A 25,471-nucleotide genomic window follows, 5' to 3' on the forward strand; every position below is an offset into this window, starting at 1 on the left:
GTGCACAAAGTTTAGAAACCAAGAGACACCCAATGAGCGTATTAGTCGCAATTTCTATCACTACAGCCATCCTATCCGGCATTTGGGGATGGGTCGCGGTAAGTTTAGGTTTGCTCGCATGGGCTGGTTTTCTTGGCTGCACAAGTTTCTTTGCTGCACCTTATGAAGGAGCAAAAGGATTAGTGATAAGCCTTATCACTAATTTAACTGGCGTGTTCTGGGCGATGGTGATTATTCAAGGTAGTCATTATATCTCAATGGAAATACTCGGCTATGTACTGACTGGCGTAGTGACGCTCTTTATGTGCCTACAAGCCAAAAACGGTTGGCTTGCCTTTATTCCCGGGACTTTCATTGGTTCATGCGCCACGTTTGCTGCAAACGGCGACTGGCAACTCGTTGTGCCATCACTGGTTATTGGCGGGATCTTTGGATACACAATGAAAACGACAGGGCTGTGGTTGCACGCTAAACTAAATCAAACAACAGAGTCTGCTATAGCACAACCACAAAACCGCAATTAAGAAAATTGATAATGGGTATAGGGCAATTTGGTGTTAAGTATTACCGTTCGCCATCGTCACAACACGTTTTAACGTCCAACGAAGGAGCAGAGGGATACATTCAAGCCCTTTATCCTCACAATGTGAAACTATCGCCAAAGCAAGATCGGGCTTGGCAAACTTCTTCAACACCTTATTGACCACCTTTTTGGCTGGAATTTGGTGATCAAGTGGAATTTTAACCAACTCGCGGAAAAATGGCTCAAAACCATTGTTGTAAAGAAAGTGCTCGATATCTTTGTCGGGCAACTCGGTTAAACGGTGTCTTTCTTGATCATGCCCAAGTCTTGCGCGCACCGTCGCTGCGTACTTTTTACCCGCAGGGTCACCGTCAGTCACCACATGCCAATCTATACCAAAGGCTTTCGCTACTTTGATTAATGATTTTAAACCGGATTGAGCAAATTCGATGATTTGTACGCCTTCCGCCGCTAAGTTATAACCGCATTGATTTGCCAGTTCATTGAACAACCAAACTTCTGTTTCACCTTCGACAAGTAACCAGCAGCGAGCAAATAGGGCGCCCGAGCGATGAAAGCGAATATGAAAGCCAACACGGCGTAACTCATCCCTCGAAAGTCCTTGGGTTGAAAGACTGGTGCAAATTGTTTTGTCAGATTGGCGGACTAAACGGCGAATACAGTGAACCGGCAATTGCCCTAACAACGCACCACTGTTGGTGGTGAGGATTTTTTGCATCGGTAGGAGTTGCAACAAGCCCCAGGCGCGAGAGAGTTGGGTTGGGTGTAAGCGACCTTCAGGATCTTCGATGATCAATATCGGTCTTGCGCCTTTTCTAAGGCGGTTGGGTCCTTTCGCTTGCAAGTAAGCATTAAGTAGCCCAAGTAAAAGTAATCGAGTTTGTTTGTTATTTGATTTCTCTACGTATTCACCAATAGAAAGCGAATCTGATTTACGAGCAAAAAAGATCCCATCTCTAGGTTGATCATGTTCAATACGATTGTTGGATTTAAACGAAAAATAGTGCTCAACCAACATACCCATCGATTTGAGGCTACTGCGCATTTCTCCTTTATTTACATGACCAGGGATAGCCATTAAACGGCGACATGTATTATTGATGCGTTTTTCTACTCGTTCATTCAAGCTGTTGCCATTGCTTTCAAAGTTTCGCTCAAATCGGCGTGAATCTTTTAAACGAATAACTGGGTTCAGCGTCATTAATTCTTGGGCGATCTTTTCACAATGATGCAATGCTAAAGGATCGCCTTCGGCATTAAGAAAGTCATAATGTGTTTCTACGTTATGACCATCACGACTGGCACTGATTCGATAATAGATTCTGTGCTCATTATCTTGGTTAACGACCCAGACAGGTTTAACCCGACGATAACGGCGAGAGTTTACCTCTTTGATATCACTGGCCAAAAAGCTGATTACGATTTGAAGATCTTGCGTTTGCGGAGAAGAGACTGAGTAATCGACGTGAAAATCTGTAATTTTGAATTGATAAGGCTCTCCCTCAGGTGGCAAGGCGACAGAAAGAGTATCGAGCAACGAGGATTTACCCCAGGTGTTTTCACCAATCAAAGCAGTGAGTTGCTCAAAAGAAATTGAGAGTCGTTTGATGCCGCGAAATCCGGCAATCTCGATGCGCTCTAGCAACATAAATTCACCTTTAAACTTTGCTAACTTAATTTAAGCATAAAAGAAAAATTCAATATAAGCATACGCTTAGGTCACATATCTTATGTGTCACTGTTTTTACTTAAAAAAGTAATCAACATGTCATAAAGAATGGAGTAGCATGGCGGTGAAAAGTGAGAAGAGAAATGACAATGAAAAACAATAGAGCCATAAGCGTTAGAGTGGCTCACATCAATGATACCCACTCATACTTTGAACCAACGTCTCTACAACTCAATGTAAACAACGACGAGACCCAAACCAGCCCTTATGTTAGTGCTGGTGGCTTCGCAAGAATCAAAACGCGCGTCGAAGAACTGCGCGCCGAATCATCCCAACAAAATCACGGTTTTCTATTCTTCCATGCCGGTGATTGTTTCCAAGGCACACTGTTCTATTCACTATTTAAAGGCGAAGCGAACTCAACGTTGCTCAACCAGTTAGGGCTTGATGCGATGGCGATAGGCAATCATGAATTGGATATGGGTAATCTACCTGTTGCGGAATTTGCCAACCGGATTGATTTTCCATTGCTAGCGGGAAACTGGGATTTATCACGCGAATTAAAAGATAAGCCGGTTATTTTGAGCGGCAACCCGAATGTTTATAGCTACAAACCTTCGACACAATCGGCACAGTGGATTGTTAAGCACGTAGAGCAAGAACCTATCGCAATCTTCGCTTTGGCGCTGGACAAAATGGCGGATATCTCTAACCCAGATGCAGATACTCCGTTTGTTAATGCGATTGAAACCGCCCGTAATACCGTTAATCAAATTCACAAAGCAGGGATTAACAAGATTATTTTATTAAGTCATATGGGTTATGACGCGGATCTAGACTTTGCCAACCATGTCGATGGTATTTCGTTGATTGTCGGTGGGCATAGTCACGTGTTACAAGGCGACTTTTCTGCACTAGGACTAGGCAATAACGATCCTTACGGCATTAGAGTGAATAATATCCATGTGGTTCAAGCTGGCTTTCATGCGCTCGCGCTCGGTCATTGCGACATCGACTTTGACCAAGAAGGCGTCATAACCAACTTCAGTGGTCATAACGAACTGCTGGTGGGACGCCGATTGTTTGTTGATACCAGTCGCAGTCAATCGTGGCAAGAAAGTGATTATCAAGCGCTGCGTGACTTACTGGATAAACACCCACTCGTGACCGCTTGTCGCAAAGATCCGACGATAAAATTGATTTTGAAAGAGCGCTACCAGACTCGTGTGCGTGAATTACAGCAAACTTTTATTGCCACGACGAAACGTAAATTACGTCATGTCCGTATTCCTGATGAAAAGGGTGGCAGTGACCTAGCGCCACTTGTTGCTGAATCGTTTATCCATATGATGAATAAGCAAGGTCATCATGCGCAATTTGCGATTCATAATGCAGGAGGAGTGCGTAACTCTATAGACCCTGGAAAAATCTCGGTTGCTGACATCGCCGGAAAGGTATTGCCGTTTTTGGTCCCAATTGGCGTCTATAAGATTAAGGGACAACACATTTCTGCCATTATCGAAGGTGCGATTAACAATGCGACAAACAACGGAGTCGAAGGGACGGGATCTGGCTCGTACCCGTATGTTGCCAACCTGCGTTATGAATATGATGCCGCTGCGCCGATGGGTAACAGAGTTTCAGACCTCGATATTTTGCTTAAAGGCGTATGGCAGCCAGTGTTGAACGACGAATACTACACTGGTACCTCATCTGCTTACACGATGAAAGGCAAAGAGGGTTACGAAGCGATTCTCAATATGCAAGGAGAGGGCATAGTCTCTAACGAGTCGATGGCAGACTGTTTGATTGCGTATTTTACTGATAACCCGAAAGTTCTTGAACGAAAATCACAAGTAACTGACAGTAAAGGTTAAATTTTACTCAGTTGGTATGCTCTTTGCTAAATGATTTATGGAGTCATTAGATCCTAACCAGAAGCAGGGAGCCATCATGTGGAGTAAAGATTGGGTCGATGTAGCGGTCGTCGTAACTTGGATTTTAGTGTGGGCAGGTATGGTTTACGTCATTCCCAATGGCGTAATGTAATGTAAGAAGGAGCAATAGAGTTTGCTCCTTTTTAATTAGATTTCTTTCAACTTAACTTGAATGATTAACCCACTGATTAGGGCTTCTGCCGAATTCCTTTTTAAAAGCGTGGGTAAAATTGGCGGGGTGTTGGTAGCCAGCTTCGTAAGCTGCTTGTGTGATTGTTACCAAGCCTCTTTCAAGCTGCTGACGAGCATTGTCTAAACGTCTGGAGCGAATATAGCCATTGATGGTTAAGTTGTATGCTTGTTTAAATAATCTCTGAATCTTAGAAACACTCATATTAAAGTGTTCAGATAGATTGATTAGAGTCAGATCATTATTAAGGTTAGTCTCAATATAGCTCACAATGTCTTCAGCTTTTAGGTCACAATTTATGGTTGATAAATCGCCTGCATGGATATTAGTTTCAGGAACTTGCTTCAAGCACTCAACAATAATTTGATGAATCAAACTCTCTACTTCAATTTTCTCGAGTAGCGATATTGGATTATGTTTGCGCAGAACTTCTTGCAAAAGATGCGTAAGGTGAGAATTGAATGTAAGTGAAAAGTGACTTTTGTTTGTTGCTAGAAAGTCTTCAACTGAATGCTGCTCGCTGGTTCGCTCCTGAAGCCATGTTGGCTTTATAAGAATATTAATCTTACTAACATCATTGTCCTTTTTCATTAATCGGTAGAAATTAGCGGGGCGTGTTAAGTTAACAACAACACCTTGTGCAAGATTATCGGCGTGAAGATTAAACGCTAAGTCATCATAGGAAAAGTTGAGTTCGCCTTTTAGCAATAATGTAATCAAAAGCGAAGGGTGAGCAGTGGACACAATACTTCTATCGACTAACTCAATGCAATTTCCACCGTGAATAAAGATTTGTTCATGGTATTTATGCGATAAGAAATGCCCCTCAGCAAGCGTCGATTGCGTTCCATGTCCGGGAGCGACAATAATTTGTTTTTCACACTGTTCTAGTTTTTTAGTTAGTGCGACTTTGACAAATTTACTTCTTTCTGTTGATTTTGTTACCACTTGCCGATTCCTCACAATATATCAACGATTTCCCATAACGGGTTTGTATTCATATTTATAACAACCAACCTTAACATTGTTGCGAAACGTTATCATTACCATTAAGGAATGTTGTTATGGAAAGCCCAATGAGATACATCTTTACACCCTCAAATATTGCTTTAGCTGTTTGTGTCGCACTTAGTCATACTGCGATCGCTCAAGAAGATGTGCCGAAGGTGGAAGAAGTCGTTGTATGGGGGACAAAAGTTTCAAGTAATACGGAGTCCATCTTTGCTGAAGATATGTCGGTGAAACAAGCGGACCACATATCTGACTTATTAAGGGAAGTCCCTGGTGTAGATGTTGGTGGAACGCACTCAGTAAACCAACGTATTTCTATTCGCGGCCTCGGAGAGACCGATTTAGATATACGTCTCGATGGCGCTTCGCAACATGCCAATATGTTCCACCATATTGGAAACTTAACGCTTAACCCTGATATTTTGAAATCTGCCGACATTCAAGTTGGTAACAACTCAGTAACGCAAAATGGTCTTGGTGGCTCGGTATATTTTGAAACAAAAGATGCACGAGACTTACTCCGCTACGATGAGAGTTTTGGTGCACGCATATACGGCGGTTATGCGTCTAATGATAGCCAGCAAGGTTCGCTAACACTGTATGGTTTACTTAGTGAAAATATTGATGCCATGCTTTATGGCCACTATGTCACCCGAGACGACTTTGAAGATGGCAATGGCAACAAGGCGTTTGGAACGAAAGGGGATGTTTACAATATTCTGAGTAAAATAGGCTATGAATTGGGTGAAATACACCGTTTCGAGTTTAGCTACGATCTGTATCGCGATAGCGGCGATTATAATCCTCGTCCTGATATGTCAGGAACGGCTAATAATGGTTTATCACAAGACCGACTCATTCCGACGGATTATTCGAGGGATACAGTAACATTGAGCTATCAGTTAAGAGCAGATAATCATAAAGGTGATGTGACGCTATACAATACTGAGACAGAAATCGTGCGTGATGAAACTGTAATGGCGGGGGCGTGGCCAGGTAATCGCGTATCTGAGAATAGCGCTAAAAATCAGAACGTTGGCCTAAATATCAAATTTGAATCAGCAATGTCATTATTTGGAATAGCAAATCAAATTGTCTATGGCGCTGATTACATGGATAAAACATCCAGTAGCTACTACGGGGCGACTCAGTTTATGGAAGAGTCTGCGATCTCGACAGCATTGTTCGCTGAAAACAAGTTTATCGTTTCTGATTTATTCAATCTATCTGCGGGCCTGCGTTTTGAAGATTACAAGCGCAAAGCTGAGGTAGGGACGAACAAATATGACGATGTGACATGGTCACTTGCGGCGGAACTCAATCCGGTTGATGGGTTAGTCTTTTTTGCCAGTACTAGAACATTATTCAAAGGCCCTGAGTTGTTAGAGACGTTCATTGCATATCAAGATGTTGCGATGTTGCAAGACGGCCTTAAAGCCGAAACAGGACGAAACACACAAGGTGGCGTCCGCTACGAACAACGATTTGATCGTCATACATTTGGTATGAACTTTACTTTATTTCAAACCGATATCGACAACTACATCGCCGAAGCCTATAACCGTACCACTGGCCGTTATGACATCTACAACCTAGCTGATGTGGAGATAGAAGGTTTTGAAACCAGTATTAGTTATGGCTTTGACGCATTCGCCAGTAAAATCTCATATTCAAAGTCAGACACAACAAACAAAGAGACAGGTGGTCCTGTCGTAGGTGGTAATGGTAGAAGTATTGACATGGGCGATAACATTGCACTGACACTTAACTACCAGTCTGATGCGCTAGATAGTATCTTTGGATGGAATTCAATTTGGGTGAAAGAAGAAGATAATGTCCTTGATGGGCAACCGGCCAAGCAAAGTTACAATGTCCACAACGTATACGCTCAATGGGTTCCTCAAAGCATTGATGGGCTTTCGATTACAATAGGTATTGATAATATCTTTGATGAATACTACGCGTCACATGCTTCCCGCTCTGGTATAGCTCCACGAGGTGGTATTGTAATGGATGACTACGAGCCAGGACGTAACTATAAAATATCAGCAGCTTACCAGTTTTAACGACTTTAAGTTGATGGAAAATTTCTGTATGTAAAGAGACCAATTTCGGTCTCTTTTTCAATAACATTTAACGGTTAACTTTCATAAATTTACTCATATTATTCATACCACATACAATCATTAATTAAATCAATATCTGCAATTTTACATGTTGCAAAGTTACGGTTTGCGCCTTACAATCCGCCTCGTTTGGGGAGTAGTCGCCTCTGGTTTACTTATCGTCATCTCGTTAGGTTTCAAGCCTTTCCGGTAAGTATAAGCGCTTAGCGCTTCGACGAGACCAACGTAATCAAATTCTCTTTCCTTAGGGAAGGAGGCTTTTTGTTTGCGGTAGGGATCGTTATCTTATATTCCAGATCCCTCCGATTTTTGGGAGGACGCATGACCCCGTCTACTTATATTGGCTTTGCCATTCTTACACTGACGCTTGTTGCACTCGATATCTGGCAAACTCGCGGCGGTAAAATCACCATCCGTAAAGCGGCAGTCTGGAGTGTTTTCTGGTTTGTCTTAGCTTTTGTTTTCGCTGCATCTATCTACTTCTTCTGGGATATCTATGCTCCTGGCAGCAGCTATAGTGCGGAAAAAGCAACGGTATCATTCATCACCGGTTACTTACTTGAGAAATCGCTAAGCGTCGATAACCTATTTGTTTTTGCGATCATATTTACTCAGTATTCAGTACCTGAACATTTGCGACCACGCGCACTACTTTGGGGCGTTATTGGTGCGTTAGTTCTACGTGCGATTATGATCGGTGTAGGCGCGCAACTTCTCGCACAATACCACTGGATTTTGTATATCTTTGCAGCGTTCTTAATTTGGACTGGTATTCAGCTTGCGCGTGATAAAGGCGAAGAGGAAGAAGTTAACCCACTTCCTGAAAAGATTATTCGTAAGTTCGCAACAGTGACTGATGGTTACCGCGAAAATGCATTAACCGTAATCGAAAACGGTAAGCGTTGTGTAACGCCGATGATGATCGTAATCGGTGTTATTGCCTTTATGGATGTAATGTTTGCGCTAGATTCAATTCCGGCAATTTTTGCAGTAACTCGTGAGCCTTTCTTAGTACTAGCAGCGAACGTGTTTGCATTATTGGGTCTGCGTTCATTGTACTTTGTACTACAAGGCATGATGGATAAGTTTATCTATCTAAAACCAGCATTGGCATTCATTATGATGTTCATCGGTGTCAAAATGTTATTGGTTGGTACAGACTGGGCTATTCCAACACCGGTATCTCTACTTGTTCTATTGATAACAATGACAGTTGCAGTAATTGCTTCTGTGATGAAACAACGTCGTCAAGCTCAAGTTACTCAATAAACACTTTAGTCTCAGCTAATTAAAGTGTGATAGACGCCTCGAGATTATAACGTCTGTATGTAAATACGATGTTATCAAATTTCGGGGCGTTTTTTTATGTTATCTATTTATGCAAATTAGATGCAAAATTAGACGGAATGACACCCGTATAAAGAATAATTTCAAAAGCGATATGTAGCAATGTTGTTTCATAAGAAAAACTAATCTTTAATTCGAAGATTTGTCATTATTTGGGCGATAAAAAAGTGGTTAAAATTTAACTGTTGAAGGTTATCCGAATTTTTAAGAGAGGCGCGTATGGCACAAGTTCTGGACGCAAACACTGTTTTAACACCTATCTCTAAGGAAAGAAAAACCTACTCGGTTAACATTAAAGGATTAATTGCACATTTCTTTGATATCTTGTTTACGGACAGAGCTGAACCACGCACGCACTATGCGAACGAGTTGTCAGGTCACATGCAAAAAGATATTGGTCTCTACTAAAGTGATGGCAAGTTTTAAAGAAACGTCGGCGAGTGCTGACGTTTTTTTGGGCAATTATTCGTTATATTCTGGCAGCTTATAAATAACCATAAAATGTTTGTATGATTTATAGCACATAGTATCCTTTTTATGCTCTACGCTTACTACTAAAGCAATAAGTGCTTAATTGCACATAGTCAGGCTGGCACGGTAAGGAACCGAATATGAGCGAAATGGAATACGATTATCCCTCCAGTTACAATCTCATCTCAATTACTGATCCCTCTAGTTACATCAAATACGCTAGTAGTCATTTTAGTGAAGTGGCCGGATACAGTGACGGTGAACTAGAAGGTCAGCCGCACAATGTTGTACGCCATCGCGATATGCCCAAAGCGGCGTTCAAAGATTTATGGAGTCACCTTCAGTCTGGTAAACATTGGATGGGGATGGTAAAAAACCAGCGTAAGGGCGGCGGCTATTATTGGGTAGATGCGTTTGCATCACCTATCTCACATAATGGCAAAATCGTCGAGTTCCAATCCGTTCGGTTTAAACCAGAAAGAATTTATGTAGAGCGCGCAGAAAAGGCTTACGCCAAACTCCGAAATAATAAGAAACCACTCTCGGTCATCCTACCAAGAACACGACTTTGGATGCGAAGTGCTGCCTGTATTGGTATCTCTGCAGGTATAGCCAACGGGTTGATGATATATGGGCAAAGCCCACTGGTCGCGACGTTAGCTATGGCGGGCCTATCCATTTTGTCCATCTATGCATTAACTCGACCATTAGAACGTCTCGCACAACAAGCTCGACAAGATTTTAATAATCCATTGATGGAACACATCTACTGCGGACGAGTTAACGATCTTTCTGAAATTGAACTTGGGATGAAAATGCGCAAGCAGTACGCCAATGCACTCATTGGTCGAGTCGGGATCTCTGTGATGGATTCATGTGATGAAACCCAGCAAAATGCAGATCAAGCTGCGAGCAATAGTGAACGGGTCACGCAGAATCTAAGTGAACAAAAGATTGAAATCGACGTTGTAGCGACTTCAGTCAATGAGATGCAAGCTGCATCAGCCGAGATATCACAAAATGCACAAGCGACCGCTGACGCCACGGTTAAAGCGCAAAACACAATGAGCGAAAGTCGAAGCGTGATCGACAACGTAAACCATTCGGTAATTGAACTGGTCAATGAGTTAAAAGAAATCTCACACACAGTAACTGATCTCAACCAACAAACTAACCAGATTGGTTCTGTGGTTGAGGTGATCAATGACATTGCTGAGCAAACCAATTTACTTGCGCTTAATGCAGCCATTGAAGCGGCAAGGGCAGGCGAACAAGGGAGAGGATTTGCCGTTGTGGCTGATGAAGTACGAACACTGGCGCAGCGAACTCAAGAGTCGACAACTGAAATTCAGTCAGCAATAGAAAGTATCCAGCTCGGCAGTAATTCAGCGGTAGACGCTTTGAAAAAAGGTAATGAGAAATCGAGTAGTACTGTGGAGTCAATTACACAGGCTCAAGACAGTATTCAATTGCTTGAAGAGTTGGTGCAAGACGTAGTTGACCGCAACCAACAAATTGCTGTCGCCATTGAAGAGCAAGTGCATGTTTCGGATGAGATTAATGAGAATATTCAATCCATCAATATTAAGTACAGTGATTCTTATGACTTGATGACTCAAACTAATCAAATGAATGTGCAAGTTCAAGAGAGCACCAATGACTTGAAAACCATTGTTGAGAAGATAGCAAGTTAAGAAAGTGCGGTGTGTTCAAACGACGTTAAGCAGGTCGAATAATAGATAAAAGAAAAGCACCCAGAGGTGCTTTTCTTTTGTGTACTCTAAGAATTACTTCTTACGGCAGTATTCAGCGATAACGTACATTGATTGACCGCCGTTAACCTTACCAGAGATGTGTGTTGGATCATCTGTAAGGCCGATACCACGGATAACAGTACCTTGCTTGATTACTTGAGTTGAGCCTTTGATTGGAAGGTCCTTGATTACTGTTACGTCGTCACCTTTTTTAAGTTCAACGCCGTTGCAATCAAGTGGTTTGTCGTCAGCAGACATACCAATCATTGCCCAGTTTTTAGTTTCTTCTTCCATGTACATCATATCAAGTGCATCTTGAGCCCAGTTCTCGCTGTTAAGGCGAGTAAGTTGGCGCCATGCAGTCACTTGAACTGGTACTACTTGACTCCACATGCTGTCATTTAGACAACGCCAGTGGTTAATGTCTTTTGGTTCTTCGATTTCGCCCAGACATTTGTCACATACCATGATGCCGTAATCCACCGTTACGTGGCTGTGCGGTGGTACCGCGTAAGCAGTAAGAGGTGCTTCAGCAGCACATAATTCACACTTAGATTCGCAACGTTGTAGCATTGTAGCTTCAATAGACATAATGGACTCACATATAGTCGGGATTAATAACGGGGGCTATTATGCACTTTATCCGACTAATTAAAAGGGGTATTCGGTAAAGCAAAGGATTAACTGGTGTAAACTGATTTTGCAGCTTGATTTTAGGTTAAATAAACAACACTTATTTTCATCTCAATTACTTATGAGTGGTGACAATGTAACATTGTGGCGCATTTTCTTTACCTCTTTAGTGCCTCAGGGCATAATCGGTTTAGTTTATATAGCAAATTAATAGGTTAAAAGTGGAGCTTCTTTCGATTGATTTTCTTGGCCGGCCTTTGAGACTGGAAGGTAGTATGGCGGGCTGGCAAGAGTTGTATTGGGATAATCAAGTAGTATCACAAGTTGTCGCTGATTCAGACCGTGGTGACAATACATCTCATAGCTTCCAGTTACAAAAAGGGGAAGAAGTTCTTCATTGTGAGCTAGATGTCGCATTAGTTTGGCAACCATTTACTTTCAATTACATTGCTAAGTTAAATGGTGAAGTATTAGCTCAAGGCGAACGCTCAACCAAAGATATTGAACAGCAAACACCGGTAAACCCTCCTAAACCGGAGCGTCGTTTCAGTTTGATTGGCTTGTTCTCTTTGGGTATGAAAATGCTCAAAAGTGCCAAGCTTATTAAAGTCGTGTTAGCCTCCGCGAGCCTTGCGGCTTATTCATGGCTGTTCTCATTCCAATTTGCTTTAGCGCTCATTGCCTGTCTTGTGGTCCACGAGTACGGTCATGTAAAGGCTATGAAGTATTTTGGTATGAAAACCAAGGGCATTTACCTCGTCCCATTTCTTGGCGGATTGGCGCTGTCGGACGAAAAAATCAACACACGTTGGCAAGATGTCGTTATCTCGATAATGGGCCCTATGTTTGGCTTCATCCTTTCCTTGATATTACTGGTTGTATATTGGGCGACAGGTGAAATCTTTTTTGCCGGACTCGCGGCGTTCAACGCCTTGTTAAACTTGTTTAACCTACTACCGATTTTGCCATTAGACGGTGGGCACATCCTTAAAAGCATCAGCTTTTCAATGAACAGCATAATGGGATTGGTTTTGTGTACGCTAGCAGCACTCGGCGGGATTGCTTTGAGCTATACTTTTGGTTTGAGTTTGCTCGGCTTTTTGTTGATTATGGGAATGCTAGAGATACTAATGGAGTGGCGTTACCGCCATACCAGCCATTTATTACCGCTCGATCGATACGGACAAATTGTTGCCGGTGTGTGGTATGTAGCATTAGTTAGCGGGCTGGTTGCTATTCTTTGGTATTTTGCCCAGTCAGGGGACGCGTTACTGCAATTGCCAATGCAGATACTTGGCACTTAAAATTGTGATTAGCCATCAGTTAAAAATAAGGGAGCTCATTGAGCTCCTTTTCGATCAAACTTTGCAATTGGGCTTTACCGCGCCGTAGCTTGGTAATTTGCGCATGGTTGCCGTTAAATCTTCGATTCGGGTACCGTGTGATGGGTGAGTAGACAGTAGCTCCGGTGGCTGTTGTCCTTTAGATGCTTTGGCCATATTTTGCCATAGTGCAATGCTCTGGCGCGGATCAAAGCCAGCGCGAGCCATTAACTCTAAGCCGACAATATCTGCTTCAGATTCCTGAGTTCTGCCGTAGGGCAGTAACACTCCTACTTGAACACCAAGTCCTAACGCTGCCATAGTTGCTTCACGATACTGAGCGTATTCCGACGCACCAAGTGCAATACTGGTGATCTGCAAGCCGGTATTAGCGAGTTGAGATTGTGAAAGGCGTTCATTACTGTGGTCCGCTAACACGTGCGCAATTTCATGACCAATGACGGTTGCCAATTGGTCTTGGTTTTTAGCAACGTTAAGTAATCCTGTGTAGACACCGATCTTTCCGCCAGGTAGGGCAAACGCATTAACTTGCTCACTGTCAAAAACGACAACTTCCCACTCGTTAAACTCGGGTTGTTTCGGCACCTGTGCAGTCACCGCATCTGCGACACATTGAACATAACTGTTGAGTTTCGCATCCTTACTGATTTTTTGTTGTTGCTTCATCTGATCGAACGACTGCGCACCAAGATTGCTCATGTCATTATCGGAAAACAACAACAACTGATTACGTCCAGTCGGTGATGAGCTGCAAGCCGTCAAACTAGCGGCGATTGCGAGTGCGCTTAATTTAAACCACGACATAACACTCTCCATGTAAATTCATTATGTTGGCTAATCATAACATTAGGTTACAATATCAGTAACCTACGCAAGCGGATATGTTTATGAGTATTTGGAAACGAGACATCAATTTAGAACTTCTCAATCAAACTTCACGCAACACAATGATGGAACACCTACAAATTAAGTATAGTGAGCTTGGTGAAGACTACATTTGCGGCACTATGCCAGTGTGTCATTTCACCCATCAGCCATTAGGGATGCTTCATGGCGGCGCTTCAGTGGTATTAGCCGAGACGCTGGGCTCGATCGCGGCCAATTTTTGTGTTGATGAGGATTCTTATTGCGTTGGACTAGACATTAATGCAAATCATGTACGCGCGATGCGATCAGGCGTGGTGACGGGAAAGGCGACACCTATTCACTTAGGGGTTTCAACGCAGGTTTGGCAAATAAACATGACAGATGAGCGTGAACGTTTAGTGTGTACTAGCCGATTAACAATTGCGGTTAAAAAGCACAGAGCGTCGAGAAGTAACCCAATGACAGCCAGTCAAAATGAACAATAAATAGATAGATTTTATGGTAATTGAATTTTCAGCAGGCAAGATAATTGCCACACCGCACGAAATTGTCGTAAAGATCGTTGGTGATCAAATGATTACCTTACAAGCACAAACCGATGCAATACAACTGATTGGTCGAGGTGCTAATGTAGTCGCTGTTAACTGTAGCGAAGCGAAATGGTCAATGAAACTTGATAACGAACAACAACTTGTTCAACTTGCGGAGCAAATTGGCATCGCAATACAGTAACTACTTGATCGTTTTTCGATAAATGAGGAAAATAAACAGCAATATAAATATGTGAGTTTTCCTCTTTATGAGTAGCCCCCGCCTTAGAGTTCAGTTTGAAACCCTATTTGAGCATTACGATGGCTCAGATTGTGGCGTTCAACTAGAAGAGATCACCGATATTCTTTGCTGCACAAGACGCAACGCGCGTATTGTGCTGAACAAAATGGAAGAAGAAGGCTGGATTGAATGGCATCCTTCACCTGGACGAGGCAAGCTTTCCCAGCTCAATTTTCGTCGCAGTCGCTCTGATGTGAGCGAAAACCTTGCCAGACGTTATTTAGAAGAAGGCAAAATTGGCCATGCATTAAAAGTGCTCGACCAAGATACTGCTAAATTGGCTCAAGTGGTGGAAAGCTACTTGGGGGTGCAGCAACAAGAAGGAAGGCAGGTGGTTCGATTGCCATATTATCGACCGCTGTTGGCATTGAACCCCTTAAAGAACATTCGTCGGTCAGAGCGCCACATCGTACGTCAAGTGTTTAGTGGATTAACTAAACTTGATGAGAATGAGGAGCTTAAGCCAGATTTAGCACATACATGGGAAATGATTTCAGCTCAGCATTGGCGCTTCTATATTCGTCCTGCGGTACGCTTTCATAACGGAGATCTGTTAACGACCGATGCCATTATCGAGAGTTTAAATGGTCTAAGATCACGCAAGCTATTTGCTCACTTAGATAAAGTCACTTCAGCGCAAAAGAACGTCATAGATATACATCTTTCGCGAGACGATTTCCATTTACCAATTTTGCTAGCTGAATCATGCGCCAAAATTTTATTGCCTGTGACGAGCCGTGGCGAAGAATACGACCAATTTCCAATTGGAACTGGCCCATATAAAGTCGCACAAAATGATGAAAAGCGTCTAATTTTGCAGGCTTTTGACGGCTATTTTGGATTTAGACCCCTTATTGATAGTGTAGAAGTGTGGGTGATTGATGATGTGCATTCATCGATGGTTTTTCCAAGTTTAACCAAACCAATCGCACCTCAAAGTGCTGTAGTCAACGACGAAGTAGAACTCGATCCTGGTTGTACATATCTACTATTAAACCGTCGCGATGGCCTCGCTAAATCAGATGATTGGGCGTCTTATTTCAGCCAGCGCTTATCTTCACTCAATGTATTTCATCAATTACCTCAAGATAAAATTATTGAGCTCGGCGCACTACCAGCACATGGTCTAAAGCCTGGTTGGTATCATCACACGCGGCAAACGAACCGTACGCTCCCACCTAGCTATCGTACTGTTAACATTGCCTACCATGCGAAACACCCAATGTTTCCTTCTCTTGCGAAAGCCTTGGAGTTTCTCCTCAAGCAAGACGGGTTAGACGTTCAACTTCATACCTATGATATGGACATGCCAAGTATCGAAGAAATTGATATTTGGATTAAGCCAATGAGTATTGCGAATCACCGTGAAGACGCGATCGCTGGCTGGTTATTGGATTACAGTGATATCGAAAAAATGAGTCGGAGTGAAGACTTTGAAATTTGGAGTGAAGGGATCACTCGATGGCAGAGTCAAGAATCGGCGATTTTTCCAGCTCATGAGATAGGAAAGGCTCTCGCTCATAAGCAACAACTTGTGCCGATGTTCCACTGTTGGTTAGGAGTAAGTAAAGACCAGTGTGGGTCATTGCAAAACGCCAAATGCAACGCTTTAGGATGGTTCGACTTTAGCCAAGTGTGGATTAAGCCGGTAGCCGAGAAGTAGATCAATGGCGAAACCTAATAGAAAGCAACCGACGAAGACCGTCGATATTTATTGTGTAAATTGTAAATTTAAACTGTTTAAGTATCGTAAAGGTGGAAAAGGCTCATTAGTGAAATGTTTCAAAGAGAGAATCGTTGAAGATTTCACCACTAAACCATGTTTTTGTCCCAATTGTGAAAGAGAGTTTGCCCGAGATACGCTCGTACGTGGGACGCCTGCATTTAAAATGATTGGCGGTAAAGTCATCTGTAAATAGCGTTAAGGCTTGCATTATCAATGGCAGGTTAATTTGCAAATATGTAAATTAACCTGCCATTTCTGTATTAATGTTGCATAACTCACAAAATGCATAATGACTGAGTTTAAGGATTTATTCTTCGGAAAAAGCTGATAAACTGTTCGGGAATTTTACTAATTTTGAACCGCAAATTTTGTCCAATAGGGGTAAATCATGGAACTAGGTCTAATCATCGCTTTCATCGCAGCAGCAGCAATCATGGTTAAGAAAGAGATGGCAGAGTCTAAATAATCAATCATTCACCCATTTTAAAATACTTTTCTGAATGATATGACAGAAGAGCCGGCATTAAGCTGGCTTTTGTCGTTTTAGGGACGGCGAAACTTAGGATAGTAGCTTGATCATTACTAAGATGGTGCTAATGTAACATCGGCATTATATTAATAAGATACAGGAAGTCGCTGTGCACAGTCCCATCACGCTAGAAGCTCTACATATACTTGATGCAATTGATCGACGCGGTAGTTTTGCAGCTGCTGCTAACGAGCTTGACCGCGCGCCTTCATCGTTGAGTTATCAGATTCAAAAACTTGAACAAGACCTCGACATTACAATCTTTGACCGCTCTGGTCACAAAGCCGTTTTCACTGAAGCAGGTAAACTCATCCTTGAGCGGGGGCGAGTACTGTTAACTGCCACCGAAAAATTGGTTAACGACGCTAGCGTGTTAGCTAACGGTTGGGAACTGGATATAACCATCGCCTTTGACGGCATTGTGCAGCTGAAAAACTTTTTCCCTATGGTAGAAGCGTTGGGTAACGTCAGCAGTACCCGAGTGCGGCTTCAAGAAGAAATTTTAGCCGGCTGCTGGGAAGCGTTAGAGTCGGGTAGAGCCGATCTATTGGTTTGCCCTAAACTTGATACCTTGCCGTTGGATGTTAAGTCTGAAACCATTGGCTCTATGTCGATGATGTGGGTCGCTGCAACCAACCACTACGTCCATCGTCGAGCCGGAGAGTTTAATGATGAAGCTCGAGAAAAGTACCGAGTGATTGCGATTGCCGATACTGCGAGGGAGCAACCAGCATTGTCGGTGAATGTACTGCAAAGACAACCAAGGCTAACCGTGACGAACCTAGCTGCCAAGGTTGATGCACTTATCGCGGAGTTAGGCATAGGTACATTGCCAACCTCAATCGCTAAACCATTGATCGAACAAGGTAAGCTTAAACAAATAGCCGGAACAGAGATTGCGACTATTGATGTAATCTTGGCATGGAAAAGAAATCAAATTGGCGAAGCGAAGTCTTGGTGTATTCAGTACCTAAAAAAACACTGGAAGAATCAATAGTGTAAGGGTTGGAGCTTGAACCGCTAGAGATAAAATAGCGGTTCAACATTGGCGGAAATCGTTCACTGTTGCAATTGCATCACCATATCTGCCGTACCATCTTCAAATTGAATTTCAGTTTTAAAGCCGAGGCTCTGTGCAAGCATCAACATGCCGCGATTACTGGGCATGGTCATGCCAGACATTCTATAGGTGCCTTTATTACGGCAATAATCAATAACTTTGGTCATGAGAATCTTCCCAAGACCTTTACCTTTTAAGTCAGAACGAATCAATACTGCGAACTCTGCATCGCTGTTGTCATGATTAATCAGCGCGCGACTTACGCCGATAATTTCCTGACGATTGCCAATGTTCAATACTGCAACAAACGCCATCTCTCGGTCATAATCAATCTGGGTTAACTTTGCGAGTGCTTCATGATTAAACTCACCAACTTCTGAGAAGAAACGTTTATAGAGATCATCGCGGGACACGCCATGGATGAAATCAGCATGCATCGGCTCATCTTCAGGTAAAATAGGGCGCAGAAGTATGCTCGCTCCATCTTTCAATGTACTGTGCTCTTCATACTCGACAGGATAAGGACGGATCGCTAATCGACGTTGAGCATCGCCTTCATATTGACGTAAGGTTAGGTCCGCGTCGAGAATGGTAAAATCACGACCATTAGCGAGTATTGGATGAATGTCTAGTTCATGAACTTGCGGGCAATCAACCACAATCTGGGAAATTTTCACTAGCACTTCAGATAGACCATCGATGTCGATTGGCTCAGGTAGTTTTTGTAATCTTATTTTGCCACTTTTAATCGCTCTAACAACGAGGTAGCGTGCAAGAGCCATGTTTAGTGGTGGCAATGCGGAAGCCGCATCAATGTTTTCGTCCCATTCTGAACCGCCTTGTCCAAGCAGAATAACCGGGCCAAAAGTATCATCATATTTGACTTTGATCCTTAGCTCTTCACCACCGGCAAGCTTTGCCATGCCTTGCACTAACAAGCCATGAATATTGGCAGATGGGTAGGAGAGCTGGGTACGATCGAGTATTGCTTGAGCGGCGTTTGCTACCTCGGCACTATTACGTAAGTTTAGCATCACTCCTTGGACGTCTGACTTGTGAGCAATATCAGGGGAGCGGAGTTTAACGGCAACCGGATAGCCAATTTCTCCAGCAACATGCACTGCTTCACTGGCATCACTTGCAATCCAAGTTGGTAATACTTTGAAATTAAAGTATTTAAGAAACGGACCGATTTGGTGAGTATCCAAGGAAATGCTATCACGATCTTTTAATTGAGCGGCTAGCCACTCTTTTGCACTCTCAACTTCATTGATATGAACGGGTTCGGCGGTTGTCGGAGTTTCCATCAACTGCTTCTGGTTGCGCCTGTACTCGACCAAGTGCATAAATGCTACGACCGCACTTTCAGCCGTGCGATAGGTAGGAATTCCGGCTTGAGTAAAAATATTCCTTGAAGGTCGAGCCGTTAATTCTCCAGACCAGTTGGTCAAAATATTAAAGCGTTTATGTCGCGGATGCGCCTTAACTGCAGTAACAATAGCTTGGGCAGTTTGCTCTGAATGGGCAATGGCAGAAGGGCTATGCATAATCAAAATGGCATCGCAACAGTCACTATCCAGCAAGGCATTGAGTGTATCAACGTAACGTTTGTCGCTCGCATCACCCACCATGTCTACTGGATTACTTCGACTCCAACTCGTGGGCAGCACTTTATCAAGTTTATTTGTTGTGTATTCATCCAGTACAGCTAGCTTACCACCTCGGTCGAGTAACGTATCCACCGCCATTATCGCTGGGCCACCACCGTTGGTGATGATAGCTAAACGCTCCCCGCGCAAAGGCACTGAGTGTGTTAATGTCTCTACCGCTGCAAATAATTCATGGGAGTTTTGCACGCGCAACATACCTGTTCGACGTATCGCCGAATCATAAATGATATCTAACGTGTCACTGCCGCCAGTATGCGCTTGAGCGGCTTTTCGGCCTTCAACCGTCTTGCCACCTTTTAGTACTAGGATTCTTCTGTTGCGAGATGCACCGCGAGCTGCTGACATAAACCGTCGAGCATCTTTAATTGAATCAACATACAACAGTATGGCTTCAGTGTGTGTATCGGTACTGAGGTAATCGAGTAAATCGGCAAAATCAATATCGACCGCGTTGCCTAAAGAAACAAAGGCCGAAAATCCAATATTTTTGTCATTCGCCCAATCAAGTATCGTCGTACACATTGCAGCTGACTGAGAGATGAAAGCAATTTTACCTGGCTCAGCACTGACTGGCGAAAATGAAGCGTTAAATTTGAGCCAAGGTAAAATGATACCAAGGCTATTCGGACCGAGAACTCGCATCCCAGCGGAACGCGCAATCGCGACGCATAACTCTTGAATGGTTTCACCGGAAGCCGTGGATTCATGCATATCTGCAGAGAGTACGATGACGGCTTTAACCCCTTTTTCTGCTAACTGCATAAATAGAGAAACGTTGCGGCTTGCATGGGTACAAAGAATTGCGACATCGGGAACGATAGGAAGTGATTCGATATCTCGGTAAGCTAAAACACCAGAAACGGATTTATATCGAGGTGTAACTGGCATGATCGCGCCTTCAAATCCGCCCAGCAACAAGTTCTTCATAACTATATTCCCAGCGCGCATTGGTTGTACAGACGCACCAATAACCGCAATAGAACTTGGCTTCAACAGGTGGTTTAAGTTACTCATAAATCAACTTCCTAACTTGTTATTTACTATATATTAACGGAGAAAATTAACTGAGATTGGAATTTTTGATGGAGTTTTAATCAGATCACCTAAAGCTATGAATACTTTGTGTTACAAGTCACAGAGTCTCATAATATAATGCTTTTGTTAGCTTGATTATGCTGCGATCTAACGGCATGATTTAATGTAATTTATATCTAGGGCTTAAAGAATCCATGAAAAAAATAGCAATCGTTGGTTTATCTGTTTTACTGTCTGCCTGTGTCTCTAGCCAGTACACGACAGACGTAAGTTCAGAAAGTTACCGTGAAGACTACAAAGTTGCGCAAGTTGAACAACCTGTGACTGAAACAGTAACTGAAACCGTAGTTGAAGAAGTGGTAACCACACCATCGGTTACTATCGTACCGCCATCTGACAAGCAACAAAATACTGAAGTAGCACGCTATGGTTATACTATTCAGGTAGTTGCGGTAGGTGCTCAAAATAAAGTAGACCATTTCGCTCGCAACCTACCAAACAATGGTCAGCCTGTTTGGGAAAACTATAAAGTAGTGAATGGCACTAAGTGGTATACCGTTCTTTTTGGTGACTACGCAACACAAGCTGACGCGAAGCAAGCAATCAGCCAACTACCTAATGAGTTCAAGTCATTAAAGCCTTTTGTTAAGAGCATTGACGCTATCAAAAACTCACCATACCCAACTCTCAACAAGTTGAATTAATTTCGAAAGGGGCTTAGCCCCTTTTTTAATGTCTGTTTTTTCAGCTATCAATGTCAGCGCACTGATAAATACTCGCTTTTCAAGTGTAACTTGAGCGTGATTTTATTATCATAGCGGCTCACTAGCTTTGAAAGCATCACGGAAAGATTTTAAATGAACAAAACATCCATTCTTCTTCTTTGTGGCGGCGGCTCCTCTGAGCACGAAGTTTCGTTAGTTTCTGCCAATTATTTACAATCACAGCTGGAGCTTACGCCAGAATTTGATGTAATCCGTGTAGAGATGAAGAAAGACGGTTGGTTTACAGAGCAAGGGGAACTTGCGCTGCTTGATACCAATGCCGGCCAACTAAACTTTGCTGGCAATAACCTACATATCGATTTTGTTATCCCTTGTATCCACGGTTTTCCTGGTGAAACCGGTGATATTCAATCGATGTTGGAACTTTCAGGTATCCCGTACTTAGGCTGTCGAGCGGAAGCGAGCACCAATAGCTTCAATAAGATCACATCCAAGCTATGGTACGACGCATTGGGTATCCCAAATACACCATACCTGTTCCTTTCAGAAAACAATCAAGAGGCTTACCAACGTACAGCTAAAGCGATGGAAGAATGGGGCAGTGTGTTTGTTAAAGCAGCCTGCCAAGGCTCATCGGTTGGTTGTTACAAGGTAACAGAAATCGCGCAACTACAGAAAGCGATCGATGATGCGTTTACTTACTCGAACCAAGTATTAGTCGAAAAAGCCGTTAAACCACGCGAACTCGAAGTAGCTGCGTACGAATACCAAGGTGAACTTGTTCTGACACTTCCAGGTGAAGTGAAAGCACCTGAGGATACTTTCTACAGTTACGAAGAAAAATATGCTGCAACCAGCCATTCTACGACTGACATCGTTGCACAAAATCTTTCAGAGCAACAGCTGGAAACCATTCGTGTCAATGCTGAAAAAGTATTTAAGCAAATGAAGCTGCGTCATCTATCACGCATCGACTTTTTCTTAACGTCTGAAGGTAATATTTACCTCAATGAAGTGAATACATTCCCTGGCATGACGCCAATTTCTATGTTCCCTAAAATGCTAGAAAACCATGGTCACAAATTCCATGAATTCCTAGCTGATTGTGTCAAATCGTCAATCTAATGCTGTTATTCGATATAGCTAAACGATAAGTAACGCATTCTCTCAAGTTCTGCCTTAGCCTTGTTACCCACATATTGATAAGGCATGGCAGGACTTAACCATCTTCCTGCTCGCTGGATATCACGAATATTTACGCCTTGTTGTGCTAACTCTTGCACCGCTCCAACTCGTAAAGACTGACCGGAAAACTTAATCTTAACGCCTAACAATTCACTTGCGCGTCTGGTTGTGCGGTAAATAGAAGAGTCGTTTAACTGCTCGAAACTAAGATTACCGTGGCGGTCAATCGCAGTAAAAACAAAGCGTCCTTGGCTACCGCGAACATTTAGCCATCGATACAGTGCGAGACTGGCATCCTTTGTGAGCGTCACTTCTTCGTGGTCGAGATAAATCGAAATATAGTCATGGTTAACTTCTATCTGTGCGAGTTCCAAATCCCTCAGTTCAGAGCGGCGCATTACACCTTCAAACATAACATGATAGATAGCTAAATCACGCCAATCCTTAATTTCTTGCGAACGGATGAGTTGTTGATGCAGTTGAGTCAAGTGAAAACGGGTTAGGGCATTAGTGGATTGATGATCGCCTTTTTTATCAATCCTTAGACAAGCTAAAGCACTTTTAACTCGACTGTTCTTGGTTGGATCAGGTAATCCCAATGTTTTGTGGAATAAAGAAATTGTGATGACGTAACGTTTTAGTGATGACAACTTTCTTATCGCAGAGCTCTTTTCAATAAATAGCCGAACTGCTGTGGTTGATGCCGGAATCGGTTCAACATTTTTACTCTGACAGAAATCGACAAATAGATTCCAGTCGTTGGTTAATGCAAGCAATGAACTATCGGAGTATAAAAAATCAGTCAGTTCATTAGCGACATCTACACTTATTTGGCTTGATAGTAACTCAATGAAGCTCTTAGCTTTTTTACTATCAGTGATCACTCTGACGTTCTTTTTCAAGACAACTCACCAAATTGAAAATTTAATTATGCAATGAAATAAATATACTTGCGTATGAAATATTTACAATTATCATTAGTCACAAAGTCTTAGGAAAGTATAACAATTATGGCTATTGCAACATACCGCGGCTTTGAATTGAGAACCGTTGGCTCAACTACTGAAATCTGGCAAGTTCAAATTAAGAATCGAGTGTTACAGGGCCCAATGGCTGCTGTAAAGAAAAGCATTGATTGGTTCTGCGATTCTGCATCTATTATTGACCCAAAAGAATTTATGTCTCTTGCTAAATCAAGAGAAAATAGCGGCAAAGCCGTGCAAGAAAACTTCAATGGCTATATCATTAAGAATGATACAGGCGAACCAAATGCTTGGTATTGTTTTTTCAATGGCAAGCTTATCAAAGGCGGCAAGATTGCTATTCAAAAGCACATTGAAGGTTATTTGATCGCTAAAAAGAAAGCAGAGCAACAAAAGAAATAGACATGACATTAGTATATTCGACCGAAGTTGGTCGCATTAAACCAGAAGAAGATAAGCCTGTTCGTCCTAAGGGCGATGGTATTGTTCGTATACAGAAACAAACTAAAGGTCGCAAAGGTAAAGGTGTTTGCATTGTGACGGGTTTAGATATGGACGACGTTCAACTGAAACTATTAGCTGCGGAACTTAAGAAAGTTTGTGGTTGTGGCGGTTCAGTTAAAGATGGCACGATTGAAATCCAAGGTGATGCTCGTGATAAAATCAAAGCGCACCTCGAGAAAAAAGGCCATACAGTTAAACTTGCCGGTGGTTAACAACGCTTAAGTTTAACGCCTAATAAACTGGTAGATAATCATAGATTAACTAACTGATTATTAGGTATTTTATGGTAAATATCGTTATGTTTAATAGCCAGCATTCGATGCTACCAACAGATTAAAGAGAATAGAGCGTTACCAAGTGTAGCGCTCATTATTTTAATATTATATTTAACATAAGATAGATAATACGCACTGAGCTAGTGCTTCGTCAGGGGTGTAAAATACCAATGCTAACGCGCCGCTAGCCATTGATATGCTTGGTAATCCTAGTCCGTTAAACTTCTTAGCAATGTTTGCCAAGGCTTTTTGCGCTTCATAAGATTTTGATTTATCTAACGCTAAACCTACTAATGCTTTTTCTTTGTCTTATCCGACAGCTTGAGCAAGCATAAGTATTTGGTTTTCATTAAGATCAGTTCTTCCTTTTCTTACCTCAGTTATCATTCGCGGGCTTACACCTAAGTCATGAGCGATTTGCTTGTATTGAACATAGTTTTGCTTTTTATAGTCGTCAATGAACTTGTTTGTGTACATTTTTCAAGTCCTCGTGAACGTCATGTTGAACCACTTTTGCGTGACAAACAGATCGTTATCTACAACGAAGATTTGGATAATTCCGCTCGAAGCCGTCGGGGCAACCACCGCTATAATTATCTTTTCCGAGCCGAAGTATTAAGGATTGTACGTGAGCAATACTCCGACTTTTCACCTACATTTGCGCTAGAAAAACTCTCTGAGTATCACAACCTGAGTATTTCTATGGATGATCGCTGACGGTCTTTGGACTCCATACTCCAAGCGCAAGCCGAGAGTCTATCAACCTCGTTATCGCCGTGATTGTCTTCGAGTACTCATTCTGACTGGTTTGAAGGACGCTGCGACAAATGCTGCCTGCTTGCTTCATCGATGATACGACTGGCCGCTTGAAGAACTTAAGGTTCAGTGAAGTAATAAACCAAGTAATATTCGAAAATAGTTGTATTTATTGTTCAATTCAACCCATTCATGATTTATGTAACACATTTCAAGAGTCCAAATTCACTTAAAATGACCTAACAATGATTAATAACTCGCCTATTTTTCGTTTTGTCCCTGAATTTGCTGCCAAAACTT

General features: G+C 42.5%; 22 protein-coding genes and 1 pseudogene. 16 read left to right on the forward strand and 7 right to left on the reverse strand.

What is annotated here, in order from left to right:
* Positions 1–32: 32 nt before the first annotated feature.
* Complete coding sequence (locus IRQ95_RS14985) at positions 33–524, forward strand: DUF1097 domain-containing protein (RefSeq protein ID WP_194437675.1); 492 nt, start codon at positions 33–35, stop codon at positions 522–524.
* A 33-nt stretch (positions 525–557) separates the two neighbouring features.
* On the opposite strand, the gene IRQ95_RS14990 is transcribed toward IRQ95_RS14985, so the two are convergent.
* Positions 558–2,192 (reverse strand): ATP-dependent endonuclease, encoded by a 1,635-nt coding sequence (locus tag IRQ95_RS14990; protein ID WP_194437676.1) that lies wholly within the window; start codon positions 2,190–2,192, stop codon positions 558–560.
* A gap of 164 nt (positions 2,193–2,356) precedes the next feature.
* Here IRQ95_RS14990 and IRQ95_RS14995 point away from each other — a divergent pair, with 164 nt between their 5' ends.
* Complete coding sequence (locus IRQ95_RS14995) at positions 2,357–4,090, forward strand: bifunctional metallophosphatase/5'-nucleotidase (RefSeq protein WP_194437677.1); 1,734 nt, start codon at positions 2,357–2,359, stop codon at positions 4,088–4,090.
* A gap of 223 nt (positions 4,091–4,313) precedes the next feature.
* Here IRQ95_RS14995 and IRQ95_RS15000 read toward each other — a convergent pair whose 3' ends face one another.
* Positions 4,314–5,288: a helix-turn-helix domain-containing protein gene (locus IRQ95_RS15000; RefSeq protein WP_194437678.1), complete on the reverse strand. Its 975-nt coding sequence runs from the start codon at positions 5,286–5,288 to the stop codon at positions 4,314–4,316.
* Positions 5,289–5,404: 116 nt separating this feature from the next.
* On the opposite strand from IRQ95_RS15000, the gene IRQ95_RS15005 reads away from it, so the two are divergent.
* From IRQ95_RS15005 to IRQ95_RS15020, 4 genes are all read left to right on the forward strand, one after another.
* Positions 5,405–7,417, forward strand: coding sequence for a TonB-dependent siderophore receptor (locus tag IRQ95_RS15005; protein ID WP_194437679.1), 2,013 nt, complete (start codon positions 5,405–5,407; stop codon positions 7,415–7,417).
* Between the two features lie 381 nt (positions 7,418–7,798).
* Complete coding sequence (locus IRQ95_RS15010; protein ID WP_194437680.1) at positions 7,799–8,746, forward strand: TerC/Alx family metal homeostasis membrane protein; 948 nt, start codon at positions 7,799–7,801, stop codon at positions 8,744–8,746.
* Between the two features lie 297 nt (positions 8,747–9,043).
* Positions 9,044–9,232 carry a hypothetical protein gene (locus IRQ95_RS15015; protein WP_194437681.1) on the forward strand — a complete coding sequence of 63 codons (189 nt, stop codon included), beginning with the start codon at positions 9,044–9,046 and terminating at the stop codon, positions 9,230–9,232.
* A gap of 203 nt (positions 9,233–9,435) precedes the next feature.
* Positions 9,436–10,989, forward strand: a complete 1,554-nt coding sequence (locus tag IRQ95_RS15020; protein WP_194437682.1) for a methyl-accepting chemotaxis protein — start codon at positions 9,436–9,438, stop codon at positions 10,987–10,989.
* A 93-nt stretch (positions 10,990–11,082) separates the two neighbouring features.
* On the opposite strand, the gene IRQ95_RS15025 is transcribed toward IRQ95_RS15020, so the two are convergent.
* The gene (locus tag IRQ95_RS15025; protein WP_194437683.1) at positions 11,083–11,640 is read right to left on the reverse strand and encodes a PhnA domain-containing protein; all 558 of its coding nucleotides are present in this window, start codon (positions 11,638–11,640) and stop codon (positions 11,083–11,085) included.
* 263 nt (positions 11,641–11,903) lie between these two features.
* Here IRQ95_RS15025 and IRQ95_RS15030 point away from each other — a divergent pair, with 263 nt between their 5' ends.
* Complete coding sequence (locus IRQ95_RS15030; protein ID WP_194437684.1) at positions 11,904–12,986, forward strand: site-2 protease family protein; 1,083 nt, start codon at positions 11,904–11,906, stop codon at positions 12,984–12,986.
* Positions 12,987–13,040: 54 nt separating this feature from the next.
* Here IRQ95_RS15030 and IRQ95_RS15035 read toward each other — a convergent pair whose 3' ends face one another.
* The gene (locus IRQ95_RS15035; RefSeq protein ID WP_431358057.1) at positions 13,041–13,829 is read right to left on the reverse strand and encodes a M48 family metallopeptidase; all 789 of its coding nucleotides are present in this window, start codon (positions 13,827–13,829) and stop codon (positions 13,041–13,043) included.
* 83 nt (positions 13,830–13,912) lie between these two features.
* Here IRQ95_RS15035 and IRQ95_RS15040 point away from each other — a divergent pair, with 83 nt between their 5' ends.
* The 5 genes from IRQ95_RS15040 to IRQ95_RS15060 all read left to right on the forward strand — a co-directional run bounded on the left by IRQ95_RS15040 (position 13,913) and on the right by IRQ95_RS15060 (position 17,975).
* Positions 13,913–14,377: a hotdog fold thioesterase gene (locus IRQ95_RS15040; RefSeq protein WP_194437686.1), complete on the forward strand. Its 465-nt coding sequence runs from the start codon at positions 13,913–13,915 to the stop codon at positions 14,375–14,377.
* A 13-nt stretch (positions 14,378–14,390) separates the two neighbouring features.
* Positions 14,391–14,624: a DUF3389 domain-containing protein gene (locus IRQ95_RS15045; RefSeq protein WP_194437687.1), complete on the forward strand. Its 234-nt coding sequence runs from the start codon at positions 14,391–14,393 to the stop codon at positions 14,622–14,624.
* Between the two features lie 67 nt (positions 14,625–14,691).
* Positions 14,692–16,386 carry an SgrR family transcriptional regulator gene (locus IRQ95_RS15050; protein ID WP_194437688.1) on the forward strand — a complete coding sequence of 565 codons (1,695 nt, stop codon included), beginning with the start codon at positions 14,692–14,694 and terminating at the stop codon, positions 16,384–16,386.
* A gap of 4 nt (positions 16,387–16,390) precedes the next feature.
* Positions 16,391–16,642 (forward strand): hypothetical protein, encoded by a 252-nt coding sequence (locus IRQ95_RS15055; RefSeq protein ID WP_194437689.1) that lies wholly within the window; start codon positions 16,391–16,393, stop codon positions 16,640–16,642.
* Between the two features lie 445 nt (positions 16,643–17,087).
* On the forward strand, positions 17,088–17,975 hold the full coding sequence (locus tag IRQ95_RS15060; protein ID WP_194437690.1) for a LysR family transcriptional regulator: 888 nt from the start codon (positions 17,088–17,090) through the stop codon (positions 17,973–17,975).
* Positions 17,976–18,037: 62 nt separating this feature from the next.
* Here IRQ95_RS15060 and IRQ95_RS15065 read toward each other — a convergent pair whose 3' ends face one another.
* Positions 18,038–20,722 carry a bifunctional acetate--CoA ligase family protein/GNAT family N-acetyltransferase gene (locus IRQ95_RS15065; RefSeq protein WP_194437691.1) on the reverse strand — a complete coding sequence of 895 codons (2,685 nt, stop codon included), beginning with the start codon at positions 20,720–20,722 and terminating at the stop codon, positions 18,038–18,040.
* A gap of 215 nt (positions 20,723–20,937) precedes the next feature.
* Between IRQ95_RS15065 and IRQ95_RS15070 the strand changes: the two genes are divergently transcribed.
* Both IRQ95_RS15070 and IRQ95_RS15075 read left to right on the forward strand, forming a co-directional pair.
* Positions 20,938–21,447, forward strand: a complete 510-nt coding sequence (locus tag IRQ95_RS15070) for an SPOR domain-containing protein (RefSeq protein ID WP_194437692.1) — start codon at positions 20,938–20,940, stop codon at positions 21,445–21,447.
* Positions 21,448–21,600: 153 nt separating this feature from the next.
* Positions 21,601–22,593, forward strand: coding sequence for a D-alanine--D-alanine ligase (locus tag IRQ95_RS15075; RefSeq protein WP_194437693.1), 993 nt, complete (start codon positions 21,601–21,603; stop codon positions 22,591–22,593).
* Positions 22,594–22,598: 5 nt separating this feature from the next.
* Here the strand turns inward: IRQ95_RS15075 and IRQ95_RS15080 are convergent, their stop codons facing one another.
* Positions 22,599–23,555, reverse strand: a complete 957-nt coding sequence (locus IRQ95_RS15080) for a tyrosine-type recombinase/integrase (RefSeq protein ID WP_194437694.1) — start codon at positions 23,553–23,555, stop codon at positions 22,599–22,601.
* Positions 23,556–23,663: 108 nt separating this feature from the next.
* Between IRQ95_RS15080 and IRQ95_RS15085 the strand changes: the two genes are divergently transcribed.
* Positions 23,664–24,038 (forward strand): DUF3319 domain-containing protein, encoded by a 375-nt coding sequence (locus IRQ95_RS15085; RefSeq protein WP_194437695.1) that lies wholly within the window; start codon positions 23,664–23,666, stop codon positions 24,036–24,038.
* Between the two features lie 2 nt (positions 24,039–24,040).
* Positions 24,041–24,352 (forward strand): stress response translation initiation inhibitor YciH, encoded by a 312-nt coding sequence (gene yciH, locus IRQ95_RS15090; protein WP_194437696.1) that lies wholly within the window; start codon positions 24,041–24,043, stop codon positions 24,350–24,352.
* Between the two features lie 174 nt (positions 24,353–24,526).
* On the opposite strand, the pseudogene IRQ95_RS15095 reads toward yciH, so the two are convergent.
* Positions 24,527–24,892: pseudogene (locus IRQ95_RS15095) on the reverse strand (DUF3693 domain-containing protein).
* Between the last annotated feature and the right edge of the window lie 579 nt (positions 24,893–25,471).

Source organism: Vibrio fluminensis (assembly GCF_015278125.1).
Lineage (GTDB): Bacteria > Pseudomonadota > Gammaproteobacteria > Enterobacterales > Vibrionaceae > Vibrio > Vibrio fluminensis.

What these genes read in the sequence shown, in the direction of transcription:
- IRQ95_RS15020 (WP_194437682.1), top strand. Translation starts at nt 9,436, where the DNA reads ATGAGCGAAATGGAATACGATTATCCCTCCAGTTACAATCTCATCTCA.
- IRQ95_RS15050 (WP_194437688.1), top strand. Translation starts at nt 14,692, where the DNA reads ATGAGTAGCCCCCGCCTTAGAGTTCAGTTTGAAACCCTATTTGAGCAT.
- IRQ95_RS15045 (WP_194437687.1), top strand. Translation starts at nt 14,391, where the DNA reads ATGGTAATTGAATTTTCAGCAGGCAAGATAATTGCCACACCGCACGAA.
- IRQ95_RS15055 (WP_194437689.1), top strand. Translation starts at nt 16,391, where the DNA reads ATGGCGAAACCTAATAGAAAGCAACCGACGAAGACCGTCGATATTTAT.
- IRQ95_RS15015 (WP_194437681.1), top strand. Translation starts at nt 9,044, where the DNA reads ATGGCACAAGTTCTGGACGCAAACACTGTTTTAACACCTATCTCTAAG.
- IRQ95_RS15035 (WP_431358057.1), bottom strand. Translation starts at nt 13,829, where the DNA reads ATGTCGTGGTTTAAATTAAGCGCACTCGCAATCGCCGCTAGTTTGACG.
- IRQ95_RS15025 (WP_194437683.1), bottom strand. Translation starts at nt 11,640, where the DNA reads ATGTCTATTGAAGCTACAATGCTACAACGTTGCGAATCTAAGTGTGAA.
- IRQ95_RS14990 (WP_194437676.1), bottom strand. Translation starts at nt 2,192, where the DNA reads ATGTTGCTAGAGCGCATCGAGATTGCCGGATTTCGCGGCATCAAACGA.
- IRQ95_RS14985 (WP_194437675.1), top strand. Translation starts at nt 33, where the DNA reads ATGAGCGTATTAGTCGCAATTTCTATCACTACAGCCATCCTATCCGGC.
- yciH (WP_194437696.1), top strand. Translation starts at nt 24,041, where the DNA reads ATGACATTAGTATATTCGACCGAAGTTGGTCGCATTAAACCAGAAGAA.
- IRQ95_RS15005 (WP_194437679.1), top strand. Translation starts at nt 5,405, where the DNA reads ATGGAAAGCCCAATGAGATACATCTTTACACCCTCAAATATTGCTTTA.
- IRQ95_RS15085 (WP_194437695.1), top strand. Translation starts at nt 23,664, where the DNA reads ATGGCTATTGCAACATACCGCGGCTTTGAATTGAGAACCGTTGGCTCA.
- IRQ95_RS15010 (WP_194437680.1), top strand. Translation starts at nt 7,799, where the DNA reads ATGACCCCGTCTACTTATATTGGCTTTGCCATTCTTACACTGACGCTT.
- IRQ95_RS15075 (WP_194437693.1), top strand. Translation starts at nt 21,601, where the DNA reads ATGAACAAAACATCCATTCTTCTTCTTTGTGGCGGCGGCTCCTCTGAG.
- IRQ95_RS14995 (WP_194437677.1), top strand. Translation starts at nt 2,357, where the DNA reads ATGACAATGAAAAACAATAGAGCCATAAGCGTTAGAGTGGCTCACATC.
- IRQ95_RS15070 (WP_194437692.1), top strand. Translation starts at nt 20,938, where the DNA reads ATGAAAAAAATAGCAATCGTTGGTTTATCTGTTTTACTGTCTGCCTGT.
- IRQ95_RS15065 (WP_194437691.1), bottom strand. Translation starts at nt 20,722, where the DNA reads ATGAGTAACTTAAACCACCTGTTGAAGCCAAGTTCTATTGCGGTTATT.
- IRQ95_RS15040 (WP_194437686.1), top strand. Translation starts at nt 13,913, where the DNA reads ATGAGTATTTGGAAACGAGACATCAATTTAGAACTTCTCAATCAAACT.